Annotated in this window: 17 protein-coding genes and 1 pseudogene; 4 read left to right on the top strand and 14 right to left on the bottom strand. The window is 68.9% G+C overall.

All coding sequences use genetic code 11. The features are described from left to right. Positions 1-50 precede the first annotated feature (50 nt). On the top strand, positions 51-1,013 hold the full coding sequence (galE, locus tag FDZ84_RS21200) for a UDP-glucose 4-epimerase GalE (protein ID WP_168587321.1): 963 nt from the start codon (positions 51-53) through the stop codon (positions 1,011-1,013). Between the two features lie 44 nt (positions 1,014-1,057). Here galE and FDZ84_RS21195 read toward each other — a convergent pair whose 3' ends face one another. Both FDZ84_RS21195 and FDZ84_RS21190 read right to left on the bottom strand, forming a co-directional pair. Then, positions 1,058-2,161, bottom strand: a complete 1,104-nt coding sequence (locus tag FDZ84_RS21195) for a DUF4192 domain-containing protein (protein WP_168587320.1) — start codon at positions 2,159-2,161, stop codon at positions 1,058-1,060. A 323-nt stretch (positions 2,162-2,484) separates the two neighbouring features. Further along, positions 2,485-4,266, bottom strand: coding sequence for a Xaa-Pro dipeptidyl-peptidase (locus FDZ84_RS21190; RefSeq protein ID WP_168587319.1), 1,782 nt, complete (start codon positions 4,264-4,266; stop codon positions 2,485-2,487). A 156-nt stretch (positions 4,267-4,422) separates the two neighbouring features. Between FDZ84_RS21190 and FDZ84_RS21185 the strand changes: the two genes are divergently transcribed. Together FDZ84_RS21185 and FDZ84_RS21180 are read left to right on the top strand one after the other, a co-directional pair. After that, positions 4,423-4,722: a hypothetical protein gene (locus FDZ84_RS21185; RefSeq protein ID WP_168587318.1), complete on the top strand. Its 300-nt coding sequence runs from the start codon at positions 4,423-4,425 to the stop codon at positions 4,720-4,722. Further along, entirely contained in the window at positions 4,719-4,862 is a 144-nt protein-coding gene (locus tag FDZ84_RS21180; RefSeq protein ID WP_168587317.1) for a hypothetical protein, read from the top strand. The genes FDZ84_RS21185 and FDZ84_RS21180 overlap by 4 nt, the downstream gene beginning before the upstream one ends. Positions 4,863-4,920: 58 nt before the next feature. On the opposite strand, the gene FDZ84_RS21175 is transcribed toward FDZ84_RS21180, so the two are convergent. The 9 genes and pseudogenes from FDZ84_RS21175 to FDZ84_RS39070 form a co-directional block, all read right to left on the bottom strand. Beyond that, complete coding sequence (locus tag FDZ84_RS21175) at positions 4,921-5,100, bottom strand: hypothetical protein (RefSeq protein ID WP_168587316.1); 180 nt, start codon at positions 5,098-5,100, stop codon at positions 4,921-4,923. Beyond that, positions 5,097-5,858, bottom strand: coding sequence for an SDR family oxidoreductase (locus FDZ84_RS21170; RefSeq protein ID WP_168587315.1), 762 nt, complete (start codon positions 5,856-5,858; stop codon positions 5,097-5,099). Before FDZ84_RS21170 ends, FDZ84_RS21175 begins: the two co-directional genes overlap by 4 nt. Before the next feature lie 66 nt (positions 5,859-5,924). Then, entirely contained in the window at positions 5,925-6,314 is a 390-nt protein-coding gene (locus tag FDZ84_RS40050) for an isoprenylcysteine carboxylmethyltransferase family protein (protein WP_168587314.1), read from the bottom strand. Then, positions 6,272-7,408, bottom strand: a complete 1,137-nt coding sequence (locus tag FDZ84_RS21160; RefSeq protein ID WP_168587313.1) for a class I SAM-dependent methyltransferase — start codon at positions 7,406-7,408, stop codon at positions 6,272-6,274. Before FDZ84_RS21160 ends, FDZ84_RS40050 begins: the two co-directional genes overlap by 43 nt. A gap of 265 nt (positions 7,409-7,673) precedes the next feature. Then, positions 7,674-8,183 carry an MFS transporter gene (locus tag FDZ84_RS21155; protein WP_168590240.1) on the bottom strand — a complete coding sequence of 170 codons (510 nt, stop codon included), beginning with the start codon at positions 8,181-8,183 and terminating at the stop codon, positions 7,674-7,676. A 160-nt stretch (positions 8,184-8,343) separates the two neighbouring features. Continuing rightward, a pseudogene (locus FDZ84_RS39075) lies at positions 8,344-8,631 on the bottom strand (RNA-guided endonuclease InsQ/TnpB family protein); the annotation flags it as partial. Between the two features lie 124 nt (positions 8,632-8,755). Then, positions 8,756-11,584, bottom strand: a complete 2,829-nt coding sequence (locus tag FDZ84_RS21145) for a vitamin B12-dependent ribonucleotide reductase (protein ID WP_168587312.1) — start codon at positions 11,582-11,584, stop codon at positions 8,756-8,758. 163 nt (positions 11,585-11,747) lie between these two features. Next, positions 11,748-12,242, bottom strand: coding sequence for a transcriptional regulator NrdR (gene nrdR, locus FDZ84_RS21140; RefSeq protein ID WP_168587311.1), 495 nt, complete (start codon positions 12,240-12,242; stop codon positions 11,748-11,750). 366 nt (positions 12,243-12,608) lie between these two features. Then, positions 12,609-13,073, bottom strand: a complete 465-nt coding sequence (locus FDZ84_RS39070; RefSeq protein WP_246868318.1) for a LysM peptidoglycan-binding domain-containing protein — start codon at positions 13,071-13,073, stop codon at positions 12,609-12,611. A gap of 212 nt (positions 13,074-13,285) precedes the next feature. Here FDZ84_RS39070 and lexA point away from each other — a divergent pair, with 212 nt between their 5' ends. Beyond that, positions 13,286-14,008 carry a transcriptional repressor LexA gene (lexA, locus tag FDZ84_RS21130; protein ID WP_168587310.1) on the top strand — a complete coding sequence of 241 codons (723 nt, stop codon included), beginning with the start codon at positions 13,286-13,288 and terminating at the stop codon, positions 14,006-14,008. Between the two features lie 278 nt (positions 14,009-14,286). Here the strand turns inward: lexA and FDZ84_RS21125 are convergent, their stop codons facing one another. The 3 genes from FDZ84_RS21125 to dapF form a co-directional block, all read right to left on the bottom strand. Beyond that, positions 14,287-15,345, bottom strand: a complete 1,059-nt coding sequence (locus FDZ84_RS21125; protein ID WP_168587309.1) for a hypothetical protein — start codon at positions 15,343-15,345, stop codon at positions 14,287-14,289. Beyond that, positions 15,342-16,709 (bottom strand): GTPase HflX, encoded by a 1,368-nt coding sequence (gene hflX, locus FDZ84_RS21120; protein ID WP_210435736.1) that lies wholly within the window; start codon positions 16,707-16,709, stop codon positions 15,342-15,344. Before hflX ends, FDZ84_RS21125 begins: the two co-directional genes overlap by 4 nt. 191 nt (positions 16,710-16,900) lie before the next feature. Next, positions 16,901-17,743, bottom strand: a complete 843-nt coding sequence (gene dapF, locus FDZ84_RS21115) for a diaminopimelate epimerase (RefSeq protein WP_168587308.1) — start codon at positions 17,741-17,743, stop codon at positions 16,901-16,903. Between the last annotated feature and the right edge of the window lie 69 nt (positions 17,744-17,812).

Genomic DNA, 17,812 nt, shown 5'->3' with positions numbered 1-17,812 from the left:
GGATGGTTGACGGCCCCCGAAGAAGATCTACCACGGAAGGCAGTTCGCAGGTGAAGCTCCTCGTCACAGGCGGTGCAGGCTACGTCGGAAGCGTGTGCGCGGCACGCCTGGTGGAAGCCGGCCACGAGGTCGTCGTCGTCGACGACCTGTCCACCGGGCACGCCGACGCCGTCCCGGCTGGCTGCAAGTTCGTCGAGGCCGACATCGCGATGGCGGCGAGCGAGCTGCTCGCGGAGCCGTTCGACGGTGTGCTGCACTTCGCGGCCAAGTCGCTGGTCGGCGAATCCATGCAGGATCCGCAGAAGTACTGGCAGGGCAACGTGGTCACCTCGCTGCGGCTGCTGGACGCGATGCGCGAGCACGGCACGCCGCGGCTGGTGTTCTCCTCCACCGCCGCGACCTACGGCGAGCCGGAGGTCACGCCGATCACGGAGGACACCGCGACGCGCCCGACGAACACCTACGGCGCGACGAAGCTGGCGATCGACCACGCGATCACCTCGTACGCCGACGCCCACGGCATCGGCGCGGTCAGCCTGCGGTACTTCAACGTCGCCGGCGCACACGCGGCGTTCGGCGAGCGGCACACGGTCGAGACGCACCTGATCCCGATCGTTCTGCAGGTCGCCCTCGGCCAGCGGGAGCAGGTGCAGATCTTCGGCGAGGACTGGCCCACCACCGACGGCACCTGCATCCGCGACTACATCCACGTCACCGACCTTGCCGACGCCCACCTGCTGGCGCTGGAAGGCGCTGCCCCGGGCCGGCACCGGATCTACAACCTCGGCAACGGCACGGGATTTTCGGTCAAGCAGGTGATCGACACCTGCCGCAAGGTGACCGGCCACCCGATCCCGGCGAAGGTCGCGCCGCGCCGGGCCGGTGACCCGGCGACGCTGGTGGCGTCGAGCCTGCGCGCGCGGGAGGAACTGGGCTGGACTCCGCGGCGCGCCGACCTCGAAGTGATCGTTCGGGACGCTTGGGAGTTCACCCGGCTGCGCCAGGAATCCTGAACGCCGCCAAGGCATTTCGTTCTCGGTCGTCTCGTCGTGATTCATCACCAGGCTCCGTCCTCTTCGAGCATGATCTGGGCGTCTTCGGCGGCATCGCGGGCGATGACCGCCAGGTCGGCCGGTGAGATGCCGGCTTCGATGGCCTGCTGGAGCAGGAGCCCGAGCCGGTGGTCGGGGCAGGCGCGCTCGATCCGCTCCAGCGCGGCACCGGCCAGCGCCCCTTCGCCCCGCAGGTAGGCGGAGAACGCCAGCAGCGCGGCGACCTCCGCCATTTCCGGGTCGGGGGCCTTGCGGACCAGGGTCAGCCAGAGTTCTTCGGCTGCCCTGGCCGTATCGCCCAAGGCGGTGCCCAGGGCGATGTCGCGCACCCTGGTGTCGGACACCGCGAGCAGCACGCGCAGCAGGTCGTCCTCGGTCAACGCGGCGCCGGTGCCGACGCGTTGGATGGCGGCGAACACGGCCCGCAAGTCGCGGGCTACCTTTCCCGGGTCGTAGCCGCCGTCGCGTTCCTCGGTCAGCAGGTCGAGCTTCGCCGACCAGCGCGACACGGTCTCGGCGGACTCGGGCGCGACGAGCGCCCGCAGCTCGTCCCGACTGCCGAAGGTCACCGCCCCCGCCGCCGCCATCGCCGCGGCGACCGTCGAGCCCTTCGGGTCGGCGACCATGCCGGAGCAGTCCGGGTCCGCGTAGCACGCCCACTCGGCACCGGCGCGGATCTCCGGCACCCACAACGCGTGGGCGGTCACGACCCCGGCACGGTGGAACGCGTCGGAGACCACGTCGATCAGGTCGGCGTGCGGCGGCGTGGTATCTCCACCGTCTGCGGTGGAGAACTCTCGGCAGCGGCCGGCGCAGGCGTCGCCGCAGGCAGTGACGTTCGGTTCTTCGCCGACGACGACCAGGATGATGGCTTCGGCTTGTTGCCGGCCCAGCGGGCCGGCGAGCAGTTGCTCGCCGAAGCCGCAGACTCGCATTGGGCAGGGCAGGTCGGTGCGCAACGTGACGCCGAATGTCGGCGTGGCCGCCAGGTCGTGCAGGGTGAGCACGACGAGCGAGTGCGTCGGGTGGAACCCGAGCATGTGCGGCACGGCGGCGAGCAGGTCGGCGGGTTCGGTGAGCGAAATGGTGGTGTTGAGTCGCGTTGTCATGCTGCAAACGATCGACGCCGAAACGGCCCGGCGAAAGGGCTTTTTCGGAATCTGTTGACAAATCAGTCCGCTGTGGACAACTCGGCCGAGCACGGCCGCAAAATCCACTATGGAGTGACGATCAGCCGGGCCATTTGCGTCACTCTGTCGACGCTAACGCTCAGTTTCCATGACTCAATGTGAATCCTCGTCGCAATTGCCCTCGACATTCCGGCCTCTCAAGAGACAACAACCGCATGCTTGCGGCACTCGGCTCGCAGGCCGCTGCGGGACTCGGGCATTCCCGCAGCGGCCTGCAATGCAAACCGCTCACCGAGCGGTCCTCACCCGATGGACCCGACGAGCGGCAGCTGGATCCGCGTGCGGGACAGATCGAGTTCCAGCCCGGTGCCCGGCTTCGGGCGCAACGTGAAGTCGTGATCGCTGGACAGCACGACGATCCCGAGCCGGTGCCCCAGCGCGAACACGTAGTCATCCGGCTGCATCGCCACGTCGATCGAGTAGTTCTTTCCGGGTTCGATCGGCGACGTCCGATCGATCGCGCGCCGGTTCTGCGGGTCCGCCCAACCCCGGGTGATCACCGAGACGGCGCCGTCCGGCGCCTGGTCCACCAGCAGCGCCGTCACGTTGGCGGCAGGTTGGTCGAAGGTCAGCGCCAACTGAGCCCGAACCGTGCCGCTGACCCGGGCCGGAGCCGCCAGCGGGTCGCTGAAGTAGGCGAGCCGGTTCGGCGAACTCGGCGCCGCCGCAAGGTCGTCCGCCAACTGGCCCGCGTCGTCGCGCAGCGCCTCCACCACCCGGCTGGAAACCCGCGCTTCGGTGAGCCCGCCCCGCTCTGCACCGCCTGCTGTGGGCCGCAACATCACCGCACGCGCCTCCGGCGCCGGCCACTCGGCTTCCTCGGTCCAGTTGCCGTCCTCGCGCTGCAAGGTGGCCCTCGGCTCGCCCTCGACGCCGTTGGGCACGTCGTACAGGTACCGGGTGAACCACCGGTTAAGCGTGCGAAGCCATTCCTGCTCCCGCAGCCGGAGAGGATCGGTGTGCCCCGACTGGTGCCACCAGATCTTGTGCGGCACGTCGTGTTCCCGCAGCGCTGCATACCACTGCGCGGCCTGCCTGGTCTTGACGTTCCAGTCATTGAGCCCGTGCACGGAAAGCACCGCGGCGTGAACCTTGTCGACGTCGTTGAGGTAGTTCCGCTCGTCCCAGAATCCGCTGTAGTCGCCGGTGATCCGGTCCTGGTCCGCGGAAAGTTGGTCGATCACCGCTCGGCACGGCTCGCGATCCGCGCGGGTGTGCACGTACTTGGCCAGCACGTCGGCGTCTTCGCCCTGGTAGCCGCCGGGCGCCACGACCGCCCCGTCGGAGCGGTAGTAGTCGTACCAGTTCGAGATCGCCCCGATCGGCACGATCGCCTCAAGTCCTTCGACGCCCGTACCGGCCACCGCGTTGGGCAGGGTGCCGTTGTAGGACACCCCCATCATGCCGACCTTGCCGGTCGCCCAGCCCGCGTCGACCGGCGCGCCGGACGCGTCGTGGCCGGGCGCGCGGGAGTTCAGCCAGTCCACTACCGACCTGGCGCCGATCGTCTCGTTCTCGGCCCCGGTGGTCGGGCAGCCGGTGGACTGACCGGTGCCCAGCGATTCGCCGTACACCACCGCGTATCCCCTGGCCAGCAGGTATTCCTCGTACGCCCAGCTGATTTCGACGGCCGCTGAAATCAGCTGGTCGCCCTGGGCGGTGCGGATGGTCCGGTTGCCCGGCCGCTCGGGGACGTACAGCTCGGTGTCGACGTTGTGGTTGGGGACATCGTTCCCGCCAGAAAAGTACGGGCTGGCCTGGTAGACGACCGGCACCCGCAGACCCTGCTCGGTCTCCTTCGGCCGCACGACCTGGACGTGCACCAGGTCGTCCTGGCCATCCCGGTCGCTGTCCACCGGCGCGGTCACGAACAGGTCCTCGCGCACCGCCTGCGCCGGGTCGAACACCGGTCGTGCCTCGCCGTCCTGGAACACCGGGCCCCGCGGTGGTTCGGCGATCGCCGGCAACCCGATAAGAGATAGGACGCAAACCGCCGCCAGCAAACCCATCCGAACGCGACGCATGCACGCTCCTGAGGCCGAAGGGAAATCGACACCAGCACTTTTCTCAGGGCGGACCGCGAAGTCAATCACCGCTCCGGCGGGTTTACGCCAGAAACATCCGCTCGTCGCGCAGTAGAGTCGGAGCAGTATTCGGCACCGAACCCGCGAGGAGCGAGCATGTCCACTCCGTCCAGCCTGCTGACCTCGGCCGGATTGATCGGCGGCTTCGCGGTCGCCCGCGCGACCAAGCACCGGCACTGGGGCGGAGTGGTGGCCGCGGGTGCCGGGCTCGGCGCGATGGAAGCATGCCGCCGCCGGACGGGTGTTGCCCCGGCCCTCGCGCTGGGCGCCACCTATGCTGCGGCGCTGACCGGCTCGCACCCGCTGGCCAAGAAGATCGGTGCCTGGCCGTCGGTGCTCGCAGTCACCGGAGCGACGGCCGTCGCCGCTCACCTGCTGGCAAAGCGCCGCGGGTGAGCAACGGCAGCACCAACGGGATCGCCGCGATCACGACCAGCGCCGCCACCAGCATCGACGCGGCTGTACGCGACGAGTGCGCGGCGTGGAACACCAGGTGCGGAACCGCCCAAAAGAGGTTCGACGTCAACGCAACGTAGGCCATGGTTCGTTCCAGGAAAACCGCGGCTACGCAGAGCGCCACCGCCATGGCGAGGTTCATCGCACCGTAATCGCGGAATAGGTGAGGAATAGGTGCTCGTTGAACGGCGGATAGTCGTCCACCGCCGGAATTTCGCCGTAGAACGAACGTGGGAAGAACAGCATCCAGGAACCCACCGTGACGTGCACGAATGTCAGGAAGAACAAGCCTGACCGCAGGGAGGCGCGCATCATCACGCCTTGTGCTCGGCCAGGAACTCGTCGAACGTGATCCGGCCGACCGCCTGGTCCGGAGCCAGGTGGCCGCCGCGGCGGTAGCCAGCGAACGCCACACCTGGCAGCCGGACCGGCAGCAGAATTCTGCGGTGTCCGGTCGAATCCAGATAGGCGCGAGCCAGCTCTCGATGGCTGCGGATCTCCGGCCCACCCATGTCCGGGACCCGACCGGCCGGCTCTCCGACCGCGAGTTCGGCCAGGCGGTCCGCGACGTCGCGGACGTCGATGGGCTGGAAATTCACCCCGGCGAGGGCCCCGATCACCGGGGACCGCCGCTGCACCGACGTCATGCGGGCGACCAGGTCGTGGAACTGCGTCGTCCGGAGGATCGTCCACGGCAACCCGGAGGCCGCCACGCGCTTCTCGGCGGCGAATTTGGCGCGGTAGTAGAACAGCGGCACCTGGTCCACACCCACGATCGAGATGTAGATCAGGTGCGGATCGCCGTTGCGTCGGGCGGCGTCGATCAGGCGTTGGGTTGCCGCCACATCCTTTCGCCCCAGCGTGGTGGCGCAATGCACGATCGCGTCCACACCGGACGTCGCCGCGGCGATGCCCTCGCCCGTGCGCAGATCCCCGGTCGCCCACCCGCGCGGAACGTCCGCTGGCCGCGGGCGCCGGCTCAGCACGCGCACGTCGTTCCCGGCGTCGAGCAACCTGCGCACCACGGCCCTGCCCAACGTGCCTGTCCCGCCCGTCACCAAGATCGGCTTCTGCATTCGTTCGTCCTTCCTGCAGTCTTGTCGTCGATGGGACGAGATGGAGCCGCCCGGTGTGACGATCATTCACGCGGTGGGTGCCACGGCCGCAGCCCGCGGCACCCACGCAGGCACCGCGCGGCCGTACCGTTCGTACTCCGCGCCGAACCGGCGAACGAGCACCGGTTCTTCCCGGCACCGCACGAACGCCGCCGCGAACAGCCAGAACACAGCCGGGTACAGCAACAAACCCAATCGCCCGAGCAGCAGTGCCTGCCCGGCGATGACGGTGAGCAACGCCACGTACACCGGATTTCGGACGCAGCGGTAGAGACCTCCGATGACCAGCCGTTCCCCAGGACGAAGAACACCGCACCGCCGACGGCAGCTGTGGTTCTGCGCATGACCACACCGCCTTCTCCGACTGCCCAAGGCTACGTCCGGGTGGCGCGATCCCAAATCGGCGCGAGCCGCCACAGGGACGTGACCTCGGCGGAGCGCGCGGTGTGCAACGGGTCTGTCGGGTCCGAGGCTCGCGGATGGCTGGGCCGAACGTCCGACCGCCCGGCGACGCGGAGCCCGGCCCCGCTGATCGCGGCTAGCAGTTCGGTTCGGGTGCGCAGCCCGAGGCGCTCCGCGAGATCCGACAGGATCAGCCAGGCCTCCCCACCCGGTCGGAGATGTCCGGGCAACCCGGCAAGGAAATCCCGGAGCATTCGGCTGCCCGGGTCGTAGACGGCGTGGTCCAGCAGCGAGTGGGGCTGCGCCGGAAGCCACGGCGGGTTGCACACGACGAGTTGCGCGCGCCCAGCCGGGAAGAGGTCGGCCTGCACCAGGTCGATCCGCCCGGCGAGCCCCAGGTTCCGGACGTTTTCCTCGGCACATCGGATCGCTCGTGCCGAACTGTCGGTGGCCACGACGCGCGCAACGCCGCGCCGGGCGAGAACCGCTGCCAGCACACCGGTCCCGGTGCCGATGTCGAAGGCGAGTTCCGCCGACTGCAGCGGGGTTTCGGCGATCAGATCCACGTATTCGCCTCGAGTTGGAGCGAAAACCCCGTAGTGGGCGTGGATGCGCGCGCCGAGTGCCGGGATCGAGATGCCCTTCTTGCGCCATTCGTGCGCGCCGATCACGCCGAGCAGTTCCCGCAACGGAACCACGTACGGGACGTTGGCCTGCCCGTAGACCTCGTGGCACGCCAACCGAACGTCAGGTGCGCGCCGAAGCGGCAGCACATGACCGGGGTCGAGGCGGACCAGGACCAGTGCCAGCGTGCGGGCTCGACGCGATTGCTCCCGCCGATGCGCGTGGAACGCCTCGGAAACGGACAGGCCGGGTGTCCTTGTCCGCCGGAGACGGCGCGCAACCGCGCTGAGCAGTTGGCGCGCGTTGTGGAAATCTCCGCGCCACAGCAAACCGGTTCCGCGCGACACCAGCTCGTACGCCTCGTTCGCGGACATCCGGTCATCCGCGTCGACGATTCGGGCCGGCGGCCGGGAACCGTTCGCCGAGAGCCAGCGAAGCACGCCTATTTGTTGCTGGCAGGCAGCATTGTCGTCGGAAAATTTCATGAACCGCTCCTGCTGATGCGGCCGAACGCAGATCAGCCGGGCCGACCTGCGCAAGGTGGGAAATGGACGATCTGCGCCCCAGCACACGGCGAACGGCCCGGCGAACCGGAGAAATGGTCGCGGGCAGCGTTGGCCGGTGGGGCCGGAGTCCTTGACTAACCGACCACCGCAGCATGAACGGGTGTCATCACGCCGCGAAGTCTAGCTCCGCAGCCCATCGACGCCGTGAGCGGCAACGGTAGCCTCCGCCGCTCACGGCGCTGCGCTACGCCGTTTCCGCGAGACTCGGCGCCGGCGCTGCCTCGGGCGCAGCCGCTCGACGGCGGATGAGGTCGGGCAGGAGCGTGACGATGCCGACCGCGGCCAGGGCCGCACCCAGCCAAAGCGGCGCTCGCAGGCCGAAGTTGCTGATGGCGAGCCCACCGATCCAGGACCCGATCATCACGCCGAGCGTGATGAAGGAAGAGCGCACCGTCTTGACCAGCGGCCGGGCGTTGCCGGTGCGCTGCACACGCGTGATCGTCGCCGGGTTCATGGTGACGCCGACCAGGCCGACGCCGAGCATGAAGACCACCGCGGGCACGCTGAGGTCGGCCAGCAGCGCGAACCCGGCGAGGAAGCCCAGGTTCAGGACCAGGCCGCAGAGCAGGACGGCGATCGTGTAACGGTCGGCGAGGCGTCCGACGATCGTGTTGCCGACCACCGTGGCGGCACCGTAGGCGACGAGCAGCAACGGGACGGCGCCGGGGCTGAACCCGGTAACCTCGGTGAGAATCGGGTTTAATTGACATCCTCGCCGTCCTAAAGGACGGAGAGATTCCCTCCACGCTGCGCGTGGACCGCGCGGCGTCCGGGTGCGCCGCCGGGACGAATCCTGGTCTTACGTGCGCTCCACGGTCGTTTCCGTTGTCCGCCTGCCCGGCGGCCAACACGTTCTTCGCTGCCTTCACGTCCCGGTCGTGGTGACTGCCGCACGGGCAGTCCCACGATCGGACGGTGAGGGCCATCTTGTCGTCGATGCGCCCGCAGGCCGAACACATCCGGGTGGACGGGAAGTACCGGTCCACCCGGCCGAACGTCCGCCCGTACCGGGCGGCCTTGTACTCCACCATGCTGGTGAAGGCGGCCCACCCGGCGTCGTGCACCGACTTCGCCAGTCTCGTCCTGCCGAGACCGACGACGCACAGGTCTTCGACGTACACCGCTTGGTTCTCGCGGACGATGGTCGTGGGCAGTGTGTTCGAACCACGCGAAAGGGGAGCCGCCCGATGGCGACTCCCCTTTCAAGCTGCACGTAGTCCGGTTAGGGGGCCAGTGCTCGATGTTGCATCAGAAGCAACCCCGCTGTCAGCTGCAGCCGGAGGTGGAGCCACAGCCCTCGCACAGGTAGCAGGAACCCGAGGGGCGCATCTTGGTGCCGCAGGTCATGCACAGCGGCGCGTCCGCGGCCTTGCCGAGGCGCAGTTCCAGCAACTCGGTCGAGCTGCCCGCCCGCTGTTCCTCTGCCTTCGGCTGCTCGGACTTCTTCGAGTAGTCCACAGTGGAACGCATCGTGTCCAGGTCGACGTCCGAGCTCTGCCCGGCCGGCACCACATCGGTGCCGTTGACCTGCGCCTCCCGCTCGTCGACGGTGAAGACGCCCAGCTGGGCACGCTTCTCGTAGGGCAGGTAGTCCAGCGCGAGTCGGCGGAACAAGTAGTCCAGCACGCTGCTGGCCATCCGGATATCCGGATCATCGGTCATCCCGGCCGGTTCGAAGCGCAGGTTCTGGAACTTCGAGACGTAGAACTCCAGCGGGATCCCGTACTGCAGACCCACCGAGATCGACATCGAGAAGGCGTCCATGACACCGGCCAGCGTCGAACCCTGCTTGCCCAGCTTGACGAAGATCTCGCCCAGCCCGTCGTCCGGGTACGAACCGGCGTGCAGGTAGCCCTCCGCGCCACCGACAGTGAAGGACACCGTCTGGCTCGGCCGCTTCTTCGGCAGGCGCTTGCGGACCGGGCGGTACTCGATCTGCTTCTCGACCGCCTTCTCCGACTCGCCCTTGTCGCCCTTGCCCGCCGACAGCGGCTGGCCGACCTTGCAGTTGTCGCGGTAGATCGCCAGCGCCTTCAGGCCCAGCTTCCAGCCCTCGAAGTAGAGCTGCTCGACCTCTTCGGCGGTCGCCGACTCCGGCATGTTCACCGTCTTGGAGATCGCCCCCGAGATGAACGGCTGCACCGCAGCCATCATCCGCACGTGGCCCATCGGCGCGATCGAGCGCTCGCCCATCGCGCAGTCGAAGACCTCGTAGTGCTCGTGCCGCAGGCCAGGCGCGTCGACCACGTGGCCGTTCTCGGCGATGTACTCGACGATCGCCTCGATCTGCTCTTCCTGGTAGCCCAGCGCCTGCAGCGCCCGCGGCACCGTCTGGTTGACGATCTGCATGGAGCCGCCGCCGACCAGCTTCTTGAACTTGACCAGCGCCAGGTCCGGCTCGATGCCGGTCGTGTCGCAGTCCATCATCAGGCCGATAGTCCCGGTCGGGGCCAGCACCGAAGCCTGCGCGTTGCGCCAGCCGTTGCGGGCACCGATCTCCAGGCCTTCCTGCCACACCTTCGTCGCCAGCTTGTGCACGGAGACGTCGTTGCGGTGGTAGGTGCGGACCAGGTCGTTGGCCGCCGCGTGCTTGCGCATCACGCGCTGGTGGGCCTCGGCGTTGCGGGCGTACCCGTCGTACGGGCCGACCACGCCAGCCAGCTCCGCCGACCGCTTGTAGGCGGTACCGGTCATCAGCGAGGTGATCGCCGCCGCCAGCGCCCGGCCGCCGTCGGAGTCGTAGGCGTGGCCGGTCGCCATCAGCAGCGCGCCCAGGTTGGCGTAGCCGATGCCCAGCTGCCGGAACTTCCGGGTGGTGTCGCCGATCGCCTCGGTCGGGAAGTCCGCGAAGCAGATCGAGATGTCCATCGCGGAGATGACAAACTCGACGGCCTTCTCGAACAGCTCGGCGTCGAAGGTCAGGTCATCGCGCAGGAACTTCAGCAGGTTCAGCGAGGCCAGGTTGCAGCTGGAGTTGTCCAGGTGCATGTACTCCGAGCACGGGTTGGACGCGGTGATCCGGCCCGTCTCCGGCGAGGTGTGCCAGTCGTTGATCGTGTCGTCGTACTGGATGCCCGGGTCGGCGCACTCCCAGGCCGCCTTCGCCATCTTGCGGAACAGGTCGCGGGCCTGCACCGTGTCCAGCACCTCGCCGGTCATCCGGGCCCGCAGCCCGAACCGGCCGTCACTCTCCACCGCGCGCATGAACTCGTCGGAGACGCGCACGGAGTTGTTGGCGTTCTGGTACTGCACCGAGTTGGAGTCGGCGCCGCCGAGGTCCATGTCGAAACCGGCGTCGCGCAGCGCGCGGATCTTGTGCTCCTCGCGCGCCTTGGTGTCGATGAACTCCTCGATGTCGGGGTGGTCGACGTCGAGCACCACCATCTTCGCCGCGCGGCGGGTCGCACCGCCGGACTTGATGGTGCCGGCGGACGCGTCGGCGCCGCGCATGAACGACACCGGACCGGACGCGGTACCGCCGGAGGACAGCAGTTCCCGCGAGGAGCGGATGCGGGACAGGTTCAGCCCGGCCCCGGAGCCGCCCTTGAAGATCAGGCCCTCTTCCTTGTACCAGTCGAGGATCGACTCCATCGTGTCGTCGACCGACAGGATGAAGCAGGCCGACACCTGCTGCCGGGAGCTGGTGCCGACGTTGAACCACACCGGCGAGTTGAAGCTGAACACCTGGTGCAGCAGCATCCAGGTCAGCTCGTGCTCGAATATCTCGGCGTCGGCATCGGTCGCGAAGTAGCCGTGCTCGACGCCCGCTGCGACGTAGGTCAGCACGACGCGGTCGATGAGCTGCCGGAGGCTGCTCTCACGCGTGTCGCTGCCCACCGCGCCGCGGAAGTACTTGCTGGTGACGATGTTGACGGCGTTCAGCGACCAGAAGTCGGGGAACTCCACCCCGCGCTGTTCGAAGTTGACCGACCCGTCCCGCCAGTTGGTCATCACCACATCGCGGCGCTCCCACTTGACCTCGTCGTAGGGGTGCACCCCCTCCGTGGTGTAGACGCGCTGCACCCGGATGCCCTCGCGGGCACCTGTTTCCGGCTCCCCCGATGCGCCGGCCGGGCTACCGACGGTCTCTGTCATGACCTGACCCTCTTCCTTATCTTTCGCTCGTCGTGCTTCGTCGGCCCCGTCCGGTCTCCCCGTCCGGTTCGGTCGTGCCTCAATGTTCAACGACGCCCCGCCGTGGGCCGTCCGCTGACGTCTTGCGTTTCCGCCCCCGCGGCGGGGGGTGCGCCGACGCGGCTTACTCACGGCCGCTCTCCGCGTTCTGCTCCGCACCGGCCTGCGCGCCGCGCCGCGCCGCGCGGAGGTCGGCGATCTCCTTCTCGAAGTCCTCCACCGAGGAGTACGCCCGGTACACGCTCGCGAAGCGCAGGTAGGCGACCTCGTCCAGCTCCCGCAACGGTCCGAGGATGGCCAGCCCCACCTCGTGGCTGGGCAGCTCGGAAACCCCGAGGGACCGGACCGTGTCCTCTACCTGGTGCGCGAGCTGCTGCAACGCGTCCTCTTCCACCGGGCGCCCCTGGCAGGCACGACGCACGCCGCGCACCACCTTCTCGCGGCTGAAGGGCTCGGTGACGCCGGAACGCTTGACCACCGAGAGCACGAGCTCCTCGATGGTCGTGAACCGCCGACCGCACGTCGAGCACGAGCGCCTGCGCCGGATCGCCTGGCCTTCCTCGACCTCGCGCGAATCGACGACCCGGGAGTCCTCGCCGCGGCAGAACGGGCATCGCACCGGCCCTCACCCCCTTCCCCAGTTTGGTCGCGGTCGCCCTCCGGCAACCAGCTCCCAACTCACCGTCCGTATGTGCGTGAGCACCCTACAAGCCCAACCTGTGGACTAAATACACGGACGTAACTACTAGATGTTGTGGTCGACTCTAAACGGCGGCGTACCGCGAAGCAAACTCGACACGTCCCTTCTGGCCCGGCCGGTCGCCACCGATCGGCCCAGCCGGCGAAAACACCGAGGTCGCCACCGAAACCACCGGATGCGAGCCGCCGGACGACCACCGGCCGGCCATGATCGGCGCCGTCCCCCGCCGTCGATCCACCGCCGTCGATCCACCGGCGAGCCCCCGACCGAGCCGCGTCGCGCGAATCAGTCGCCGACCGGAACCCTCAGCAGCCGACCGGCCTCCACGGCGGTCGCATCCAGCTCGTTGAGCTCGACGATCTTCGCGACCACGGCGCGTGGGTCGCGGCCCGGCGCCACCCGGTCCGCGATCCCCCACAAAGTGTCACCGCCGTGCACTTCCACGACTGCGGTACCACCCGTCACCGGCGCGTCGCCGAGCCCGAAGAGCCCCATCAGCATGACAATGAGGAAAGTGAAGATCGCCACCGAGGCCAGGCAGAGCCACTCGCCCCGCCGACGAGCCCGGTCGCACGCGGCGACCGATCCCTCGACGGATGCGCCGGGCGCGCGGAAGATGACGCGACCGGGAACGCGCTGGGCGCCGCCGCAAGGCCGTGACACCGCGACCGCATCGCCCACCCGCCGCCGCTCGACGACCTCCCGCTCGGCAGGACGGGCTCGCCTCGCCGCATCGATGAACGTGGTCATGATGCCTCCCACACCCGAAACCATGATCGAATGGATGTTCGATCGAACCTGCGTGCGATTGTGTACCACGAGCACACCACAGGGCGAGACTTGAGCTTGAAATTAACTCGAACAGGTGTTTGATCTCTGGGTTTCTCCCGTCTACTGTGGAAATCGGGCGGACCGAACTCCCCCGCAATAAGCACCGCAGTTCACACGGACAGGAGGCAGCGGTGGCGAGTAATGCGACCGGCTCGATCAAGGGCCGCGGACAGGACGTCAAGGACGGCTCCCGGGCCGACGTGCACAACCTGCCCGAACAGGCCAGCGGGGCCGACGAGCTGAGCGACCGCCAGCTCAAGGTGCTGGAGGCCATTCGGAAGTGGATGCGCGAGCACGGCTATCCGCCCAGCGTTCGCGAGATCGGCGATGCCGTCGGGCTCACCTCGACGTCGTCGGTGGCCTACCAGCTCCGCGTGCTGGAGCGGAAGGGCTACCTGCGCCGGGATCCGCACCGACCACGCACCGTCGGCGTGCTCGTCGGCGGCGAGCCGGACTCCCCGGAGCTGGCCGGGCAGGTCAAGCCCGCCTACGTGCCGGTGGTGGGCCGGATCGCGGCCGGCGGCCCGATCCTGGCCGAGGAGTCCATCGAGGACGTCTTCCCGCTGCCGAAGGAGATTGTCGGCGACGGCACCCTCTTCCTGCTCAAGGTGGTCGGCGACTCGATGGTGGACCTCGCCATCACCGACGGCGACTGGGTGGCGGTTCGCCAGCAGCCCGATGCGGAGAACGGCGACGTCGTCGCCGCGATGATCGACGGCGAAGCGACCGTGAAGACCTTTAAGCGAACCGATGACCACGTGTGGCTGCTGCCGCACAACACGGCCTACGAGCCGATCCTCGGCGACGACGCAGCGATCCTGGGCAAGGTCGTCGCGGTACTGCGGCGACTCTGACCTTCGGGCAGCCGGCCTTGGCCGGGTCGTCCGACAACCGGACCTCCGCCGCCTCGCAGCGGGATGCCGACTCGTGCATCCCGTGCAGGCGGCGGAGCATCGGCCGGGTGACGTCTGATGAACGCAGCCGCGCTTGCCGAAGTCGGTAGGCCTGGCGTATGCGGGGCTTGGCTCGCGCAGCGATGCGGGTAGCGGAACTTCGGACATCGCTTCGCTTGGGGTTCCGGGCCGGTACACATCCGGGTCAAGCAGGTGACCTGCCCGAGTCTCGCGGCCGCTCAGCGAGCTCGGCGGCGCAGCCGACGGACCACGAAGATGAGCAGTCCGGCCACCGTGGCCGCTAGCAGCAGAGCTCGACCGGCGGACATCCCGGAGCCGGTCCGGTCCGCCGGTTGCGCTCGGTCAACGTCACCGCCCAGCGCCGGCTTAGCCGAGCCGTCGCCTTCGGCCTGCGCCCCGGTGGCTCGCGCTGCTGCCGCCACCCCGGGAATGCGCCGGACCGGCTGGTTGCCTTCGGACGCGGACAGCAGTGCGCCGTCCGGTTCCCACGCGATCGCCTCGCCTTGCTGCTCGTTCGGCAAGGAGATGCGAAACGGTTCGCGCTGGAATGCCGCGACCAGATCGCCGTCCGGAGCGTCGTATACGTACGCCTCGGTGTAGGTGCGGATCGCGACCACCGTGCCGTCCTGGCTCACGGACCCGCCCGTCACCAGAACCGAGCCGAGCGAGCCGTTCAAGGGGCCGCCCGGTGTCTGGGTGGAACGCAGCGAGATCGAACCGACCCGCTCCAACGGCACGGTGCGATCCGTCGCCAGTGGTCCGGCCGGACGGTATATACCGGCCGAACCGAACCTTTCCTTGGTGACGATGTGCGGCACGTCGGTCCGGTCGAGCAGCAGGGCCTCCGCGTCGTGCGGCCCGTCCGGGTAGGCGAGGCGGTACAACGTCGCGCCGTCGCCTGACGACATCACGTACAGCGCGATGTCGTCCCGGCGGCGACGGTTGTCCCCCGTGTCGGCCAGCCAGAGCGATCCGTCGCGCCCCAACGCGAGGTCCTCGACGTCATAGGGGTCGTTCGACGCCGTCCGGATTCCGCGGATCGAGCAGTCGGCCGGATCCAGCACGAACACCCGCAGCGAGCTGCCGCCATCGCTGATGGCGTACCAGCCCGAGCCGTCCGACGCGAGACCGGACAACTCGGCGAGGCGCTTGTCATCAACGCGGCATTTCTCGACCGGCGCGAGCGCCTGCTCCGCAGCGGCCTCGGGCGCCGTACCCGAGCCCACCCACAGCAGCAGTGCGGCCGCAGCCGCACCGCCCGCACCGGCAGTGCTCACCCGGTTCCCGCGAACGGCTGGAGCGCACTGGCCAGGTCGGGCCGGACCTTGGCGCGGACCCGGGTGCCGTCCGGGGTGTGTTCCTCGTCGACCACTTCGCCTTCGGCGTGCACCCTCGCGACGAGTTCGCCGCGGGTGTAGGGCACCAGCGCGTCCACGAAGACGCCGGGCCGGGGCAGCCGGTCGGCGATGGCCTCGCACAGCTCCTCGATGCCCTTGCCGCTGTGCGCAGAGACGAACACCGCGTCGGGCAGCAGCCGCCGAAGCTCGGCCATCCGGGTCGCATCGACCGAGTCGATCTTGTTGACGACCAGCAGTTCCGGCGGCATCGCCGTCGTGTGATCCTCGGCGATCTCGTTCAGCACTTCGCGCACCGCGGCGACCTGTTCGTGCGGCGACGGTTCGGAGCCGTCCACGACGTGCACCAGCAGGTCCGCGCCGCTGACCTCTTCCAGCGTCGAGCGGAACGCCTCCACCAGCTGGTGCGGCAGGTGCCGGACGAAGCCGACCGTGTCGGTCAACGTGTAGTTCCGGCCGTCCGGTGTGCTGGCCCGCCGCGTGGTCGGGTCCAGGGTGGCGAACAGCGCGTCCTCCACCAGCACTCCGGCCCCGGTCAACGCGTTCAGCAGGCTGGACTTCCCGGCGTTGGTGTAGCCGGCGATGGCCACGCTGGGAACCGCGTTGGCCTCCCGCCGACCTCGCTTGGTGCCGCGCACCGTGCGCATCGCGGAAAGCTCCTTGCGGAGCCTGCTGATGCGCTTGTGGATGCGCCGCCGGTCTGTCTCCAGCTTGGTCTCACCGGGACCACGGGTACCGACGCCGCCGTTGGCGCCGGCACGGCCACCGGCCTGCCGGGACATCGTCTCGCCCCAACCGCGCAGGCGCGGCAGGAAGTACTGCAGCTGGGCGAGCTCGACTTGCGCCTTGCCCTCCTTGGACCGGGCGTGCTGGGCGAAGATGTCCAGGATCAGGGCAGTCCGGTCGACCACCTTGACCTTGAGCTTCTCCTCCAGCTGCCGCAGCTGACCGGGCGAGAGCTCACCGTCGCAGATGACGGTGTCCGCCCCGGTGGCGACGACGAGGTCACGCAGCTCGCGGACCTTGCCAGAGCCGACGTAGGTGCCGGGGTCCGGGCGGTCGCGGCGCTGGATGATGCCTTCCAGCACCTCAGAGCCGGCGGTCTCGGCGAGCCTGGCGAGCTCCGTCAACGACGCGTCGGCGTGCGCGGCGTCGCCGTCGGTCCAGACCCCGACGAGCACCACGCGCTCGAGGCGGAGTTGGCGGTATTCGACCTCGGTGATGTCCGCGAGCTCGGTGGACAGACCGCCGATCCGCCGCAGCGACGCACGGTCTGCGAGCTCCATCTCGCCCGTGGACGGTTCCGCAGTGAAGATGGGTTCGTATTCGTCGGCTTCGTCCGCATCGCGGTCGAGCTCGGCGGACCAGGTCAAAGAGTTTTTCATATCGAGGCCATTGTCCCACGGCCCGCGACCGATTTTCACGCCTCACGCCCGCCATTACCCGTTTGCACTGGTGTGACGCGTGCCAGCGGCGGTTACGGCTGCTGCCACCAGGTGGGATCGAGGTTTCCGCGGGCCACCAGCACGGCGGGGCCGGTCAAGGTGGAGCTGGTCGTGGTGACCTCCACGTCGACGGTGCCGCCCAGGATGTGGACGACCCGGCGTCCGGTTTCTGCACCGGCAGCACGCAGCGCCGCGACCGTGGCGGCGACCGTGCCGGTGCCGCAGGAACGGGTTTCGCCGACGCCTCGCTCGTGCACGCGCATCTGCACGTGGTCACCTTCGAGCGGCCGGACGAACTCGACGTTCACGCCGTTCGGGAAGAGGTGTTGGTCGTGCGGCGGGGCGGTCTTGAGGTCCAGCTCAGCGAGGTCCACGTCGCTCACGCAGGCCAGGTGCGGGTTGCCGACATCGACGGCGATTCCGGCGAAGGCGTGCCCGGAGGCGCTCGTGGTGGACTCGCCGAAGACCTTTGCCGGGCCCATATCGACCGTGACCTGGCCGTCGTCGTGGGTTCGGACCCACCGGACGCCGGCGCGCGTACCAACCGGTAGCTCGCCGGGCGCGGCCAGCCCGGCGTCGACCAGGTAGCGGGCGAACACCCGCACACCATTGCCGCACATCTCGGCGATCGAGCCGTCGGCGTTGCGGTAGTCCATGAACCAAACATCGGCCGGCACGTCGGCCGGGGCGTCCTCCAGCGCCCCGGCGCGGATGACCCGCAGCACGCCGTCTGCACCCAGCCCGCGGTGCAGGTCGCACAGCGCCTGCACCCGCTCGTCGGTGAGCTTCAGCGCGCCGTCCGGGTCGGGCAGGATGACGAAGTCGTTCTGGGTGCCGTGGCCCTTGATGAACTCGGGCCCTTGGGAGGAATGCACGCGCCCAGTCTACGTTCGCCGGGTCGCCGGTCTGGCGCGGCTCGACGACCTGCGGCAAGCCGCGTTCGG

It is taken from the genome of Saccharopolyspora sp. ASAGF58, assembly GCF_012277335.1.
GTDB classification, from domain to species: Bacteria; Actinomycetota; Actinomycetes; order Mycobacteriales; family Pseudonocardiaceae; genus Saccharopolyspora; species Saccharopolyspora hattusasensis.
This window is presented reverse-complemented; position numbering and strand designations above follow the sequence as displayed.

Coding starts and splice junctions, on each gene's coding strand:
- FDZ84_RS21195 (WP_168587320.1), bottom strand. CDS start 2,161: ATGACAACGCGACTCAACACCACCATTTCGCTCACCGAACCCGCCGAC.
- FDZ84_RS21190 (WP_168587319.1), bottom strand. CDS start 4,266: ATGCGTCGCGTTCGGATGGGTTTGCTGGCGGCGGTTTGCGTCCTATCT.
- FDZ84_RS21185 (WP_168587318.1), top strand. CDS start 4,423: ATGTCCACTCCGTCCAGCCTGCTGACCTCGGCCGGATTGATCGGCGGC.
- FDZ84_RS21170 (WP_168587315.1), bottom strand. CDS start 5,858: ATGCAGAAGCCGATCTTGGTGACGGGCGGGACAGGCACGTTGGGCAGG.
- FDZ84_RS21160 (WP_168587313.1), bottom strand. CDS start 7,408: ATGAAATTTTCCGACGACAATGCTGCCTGCCAGCAACAAATAGGCGTG.
- FDZ84_RS21145 (WP_168587312.1), bottom strand. CDS start 11,584: ATGACAGAGACCGTCGGTAGCCCGGCCGGCGCATCGGGGGAGCCGGAA.
- FDZ84_RS39070 (WP_246868318.1), bottom strand. CDS start 13,073: ATGACCACGTTCATCGATGCGGCGAGGCGAGCCCGTCCTGCCGAGCGG.
- hflX (WP_210435736.1), bottom strand. CDS start 16,709: ATGGAGCTCGCAGACCGTGCGTCGCTGCGGCGGATCGGCGGTCTGTCC.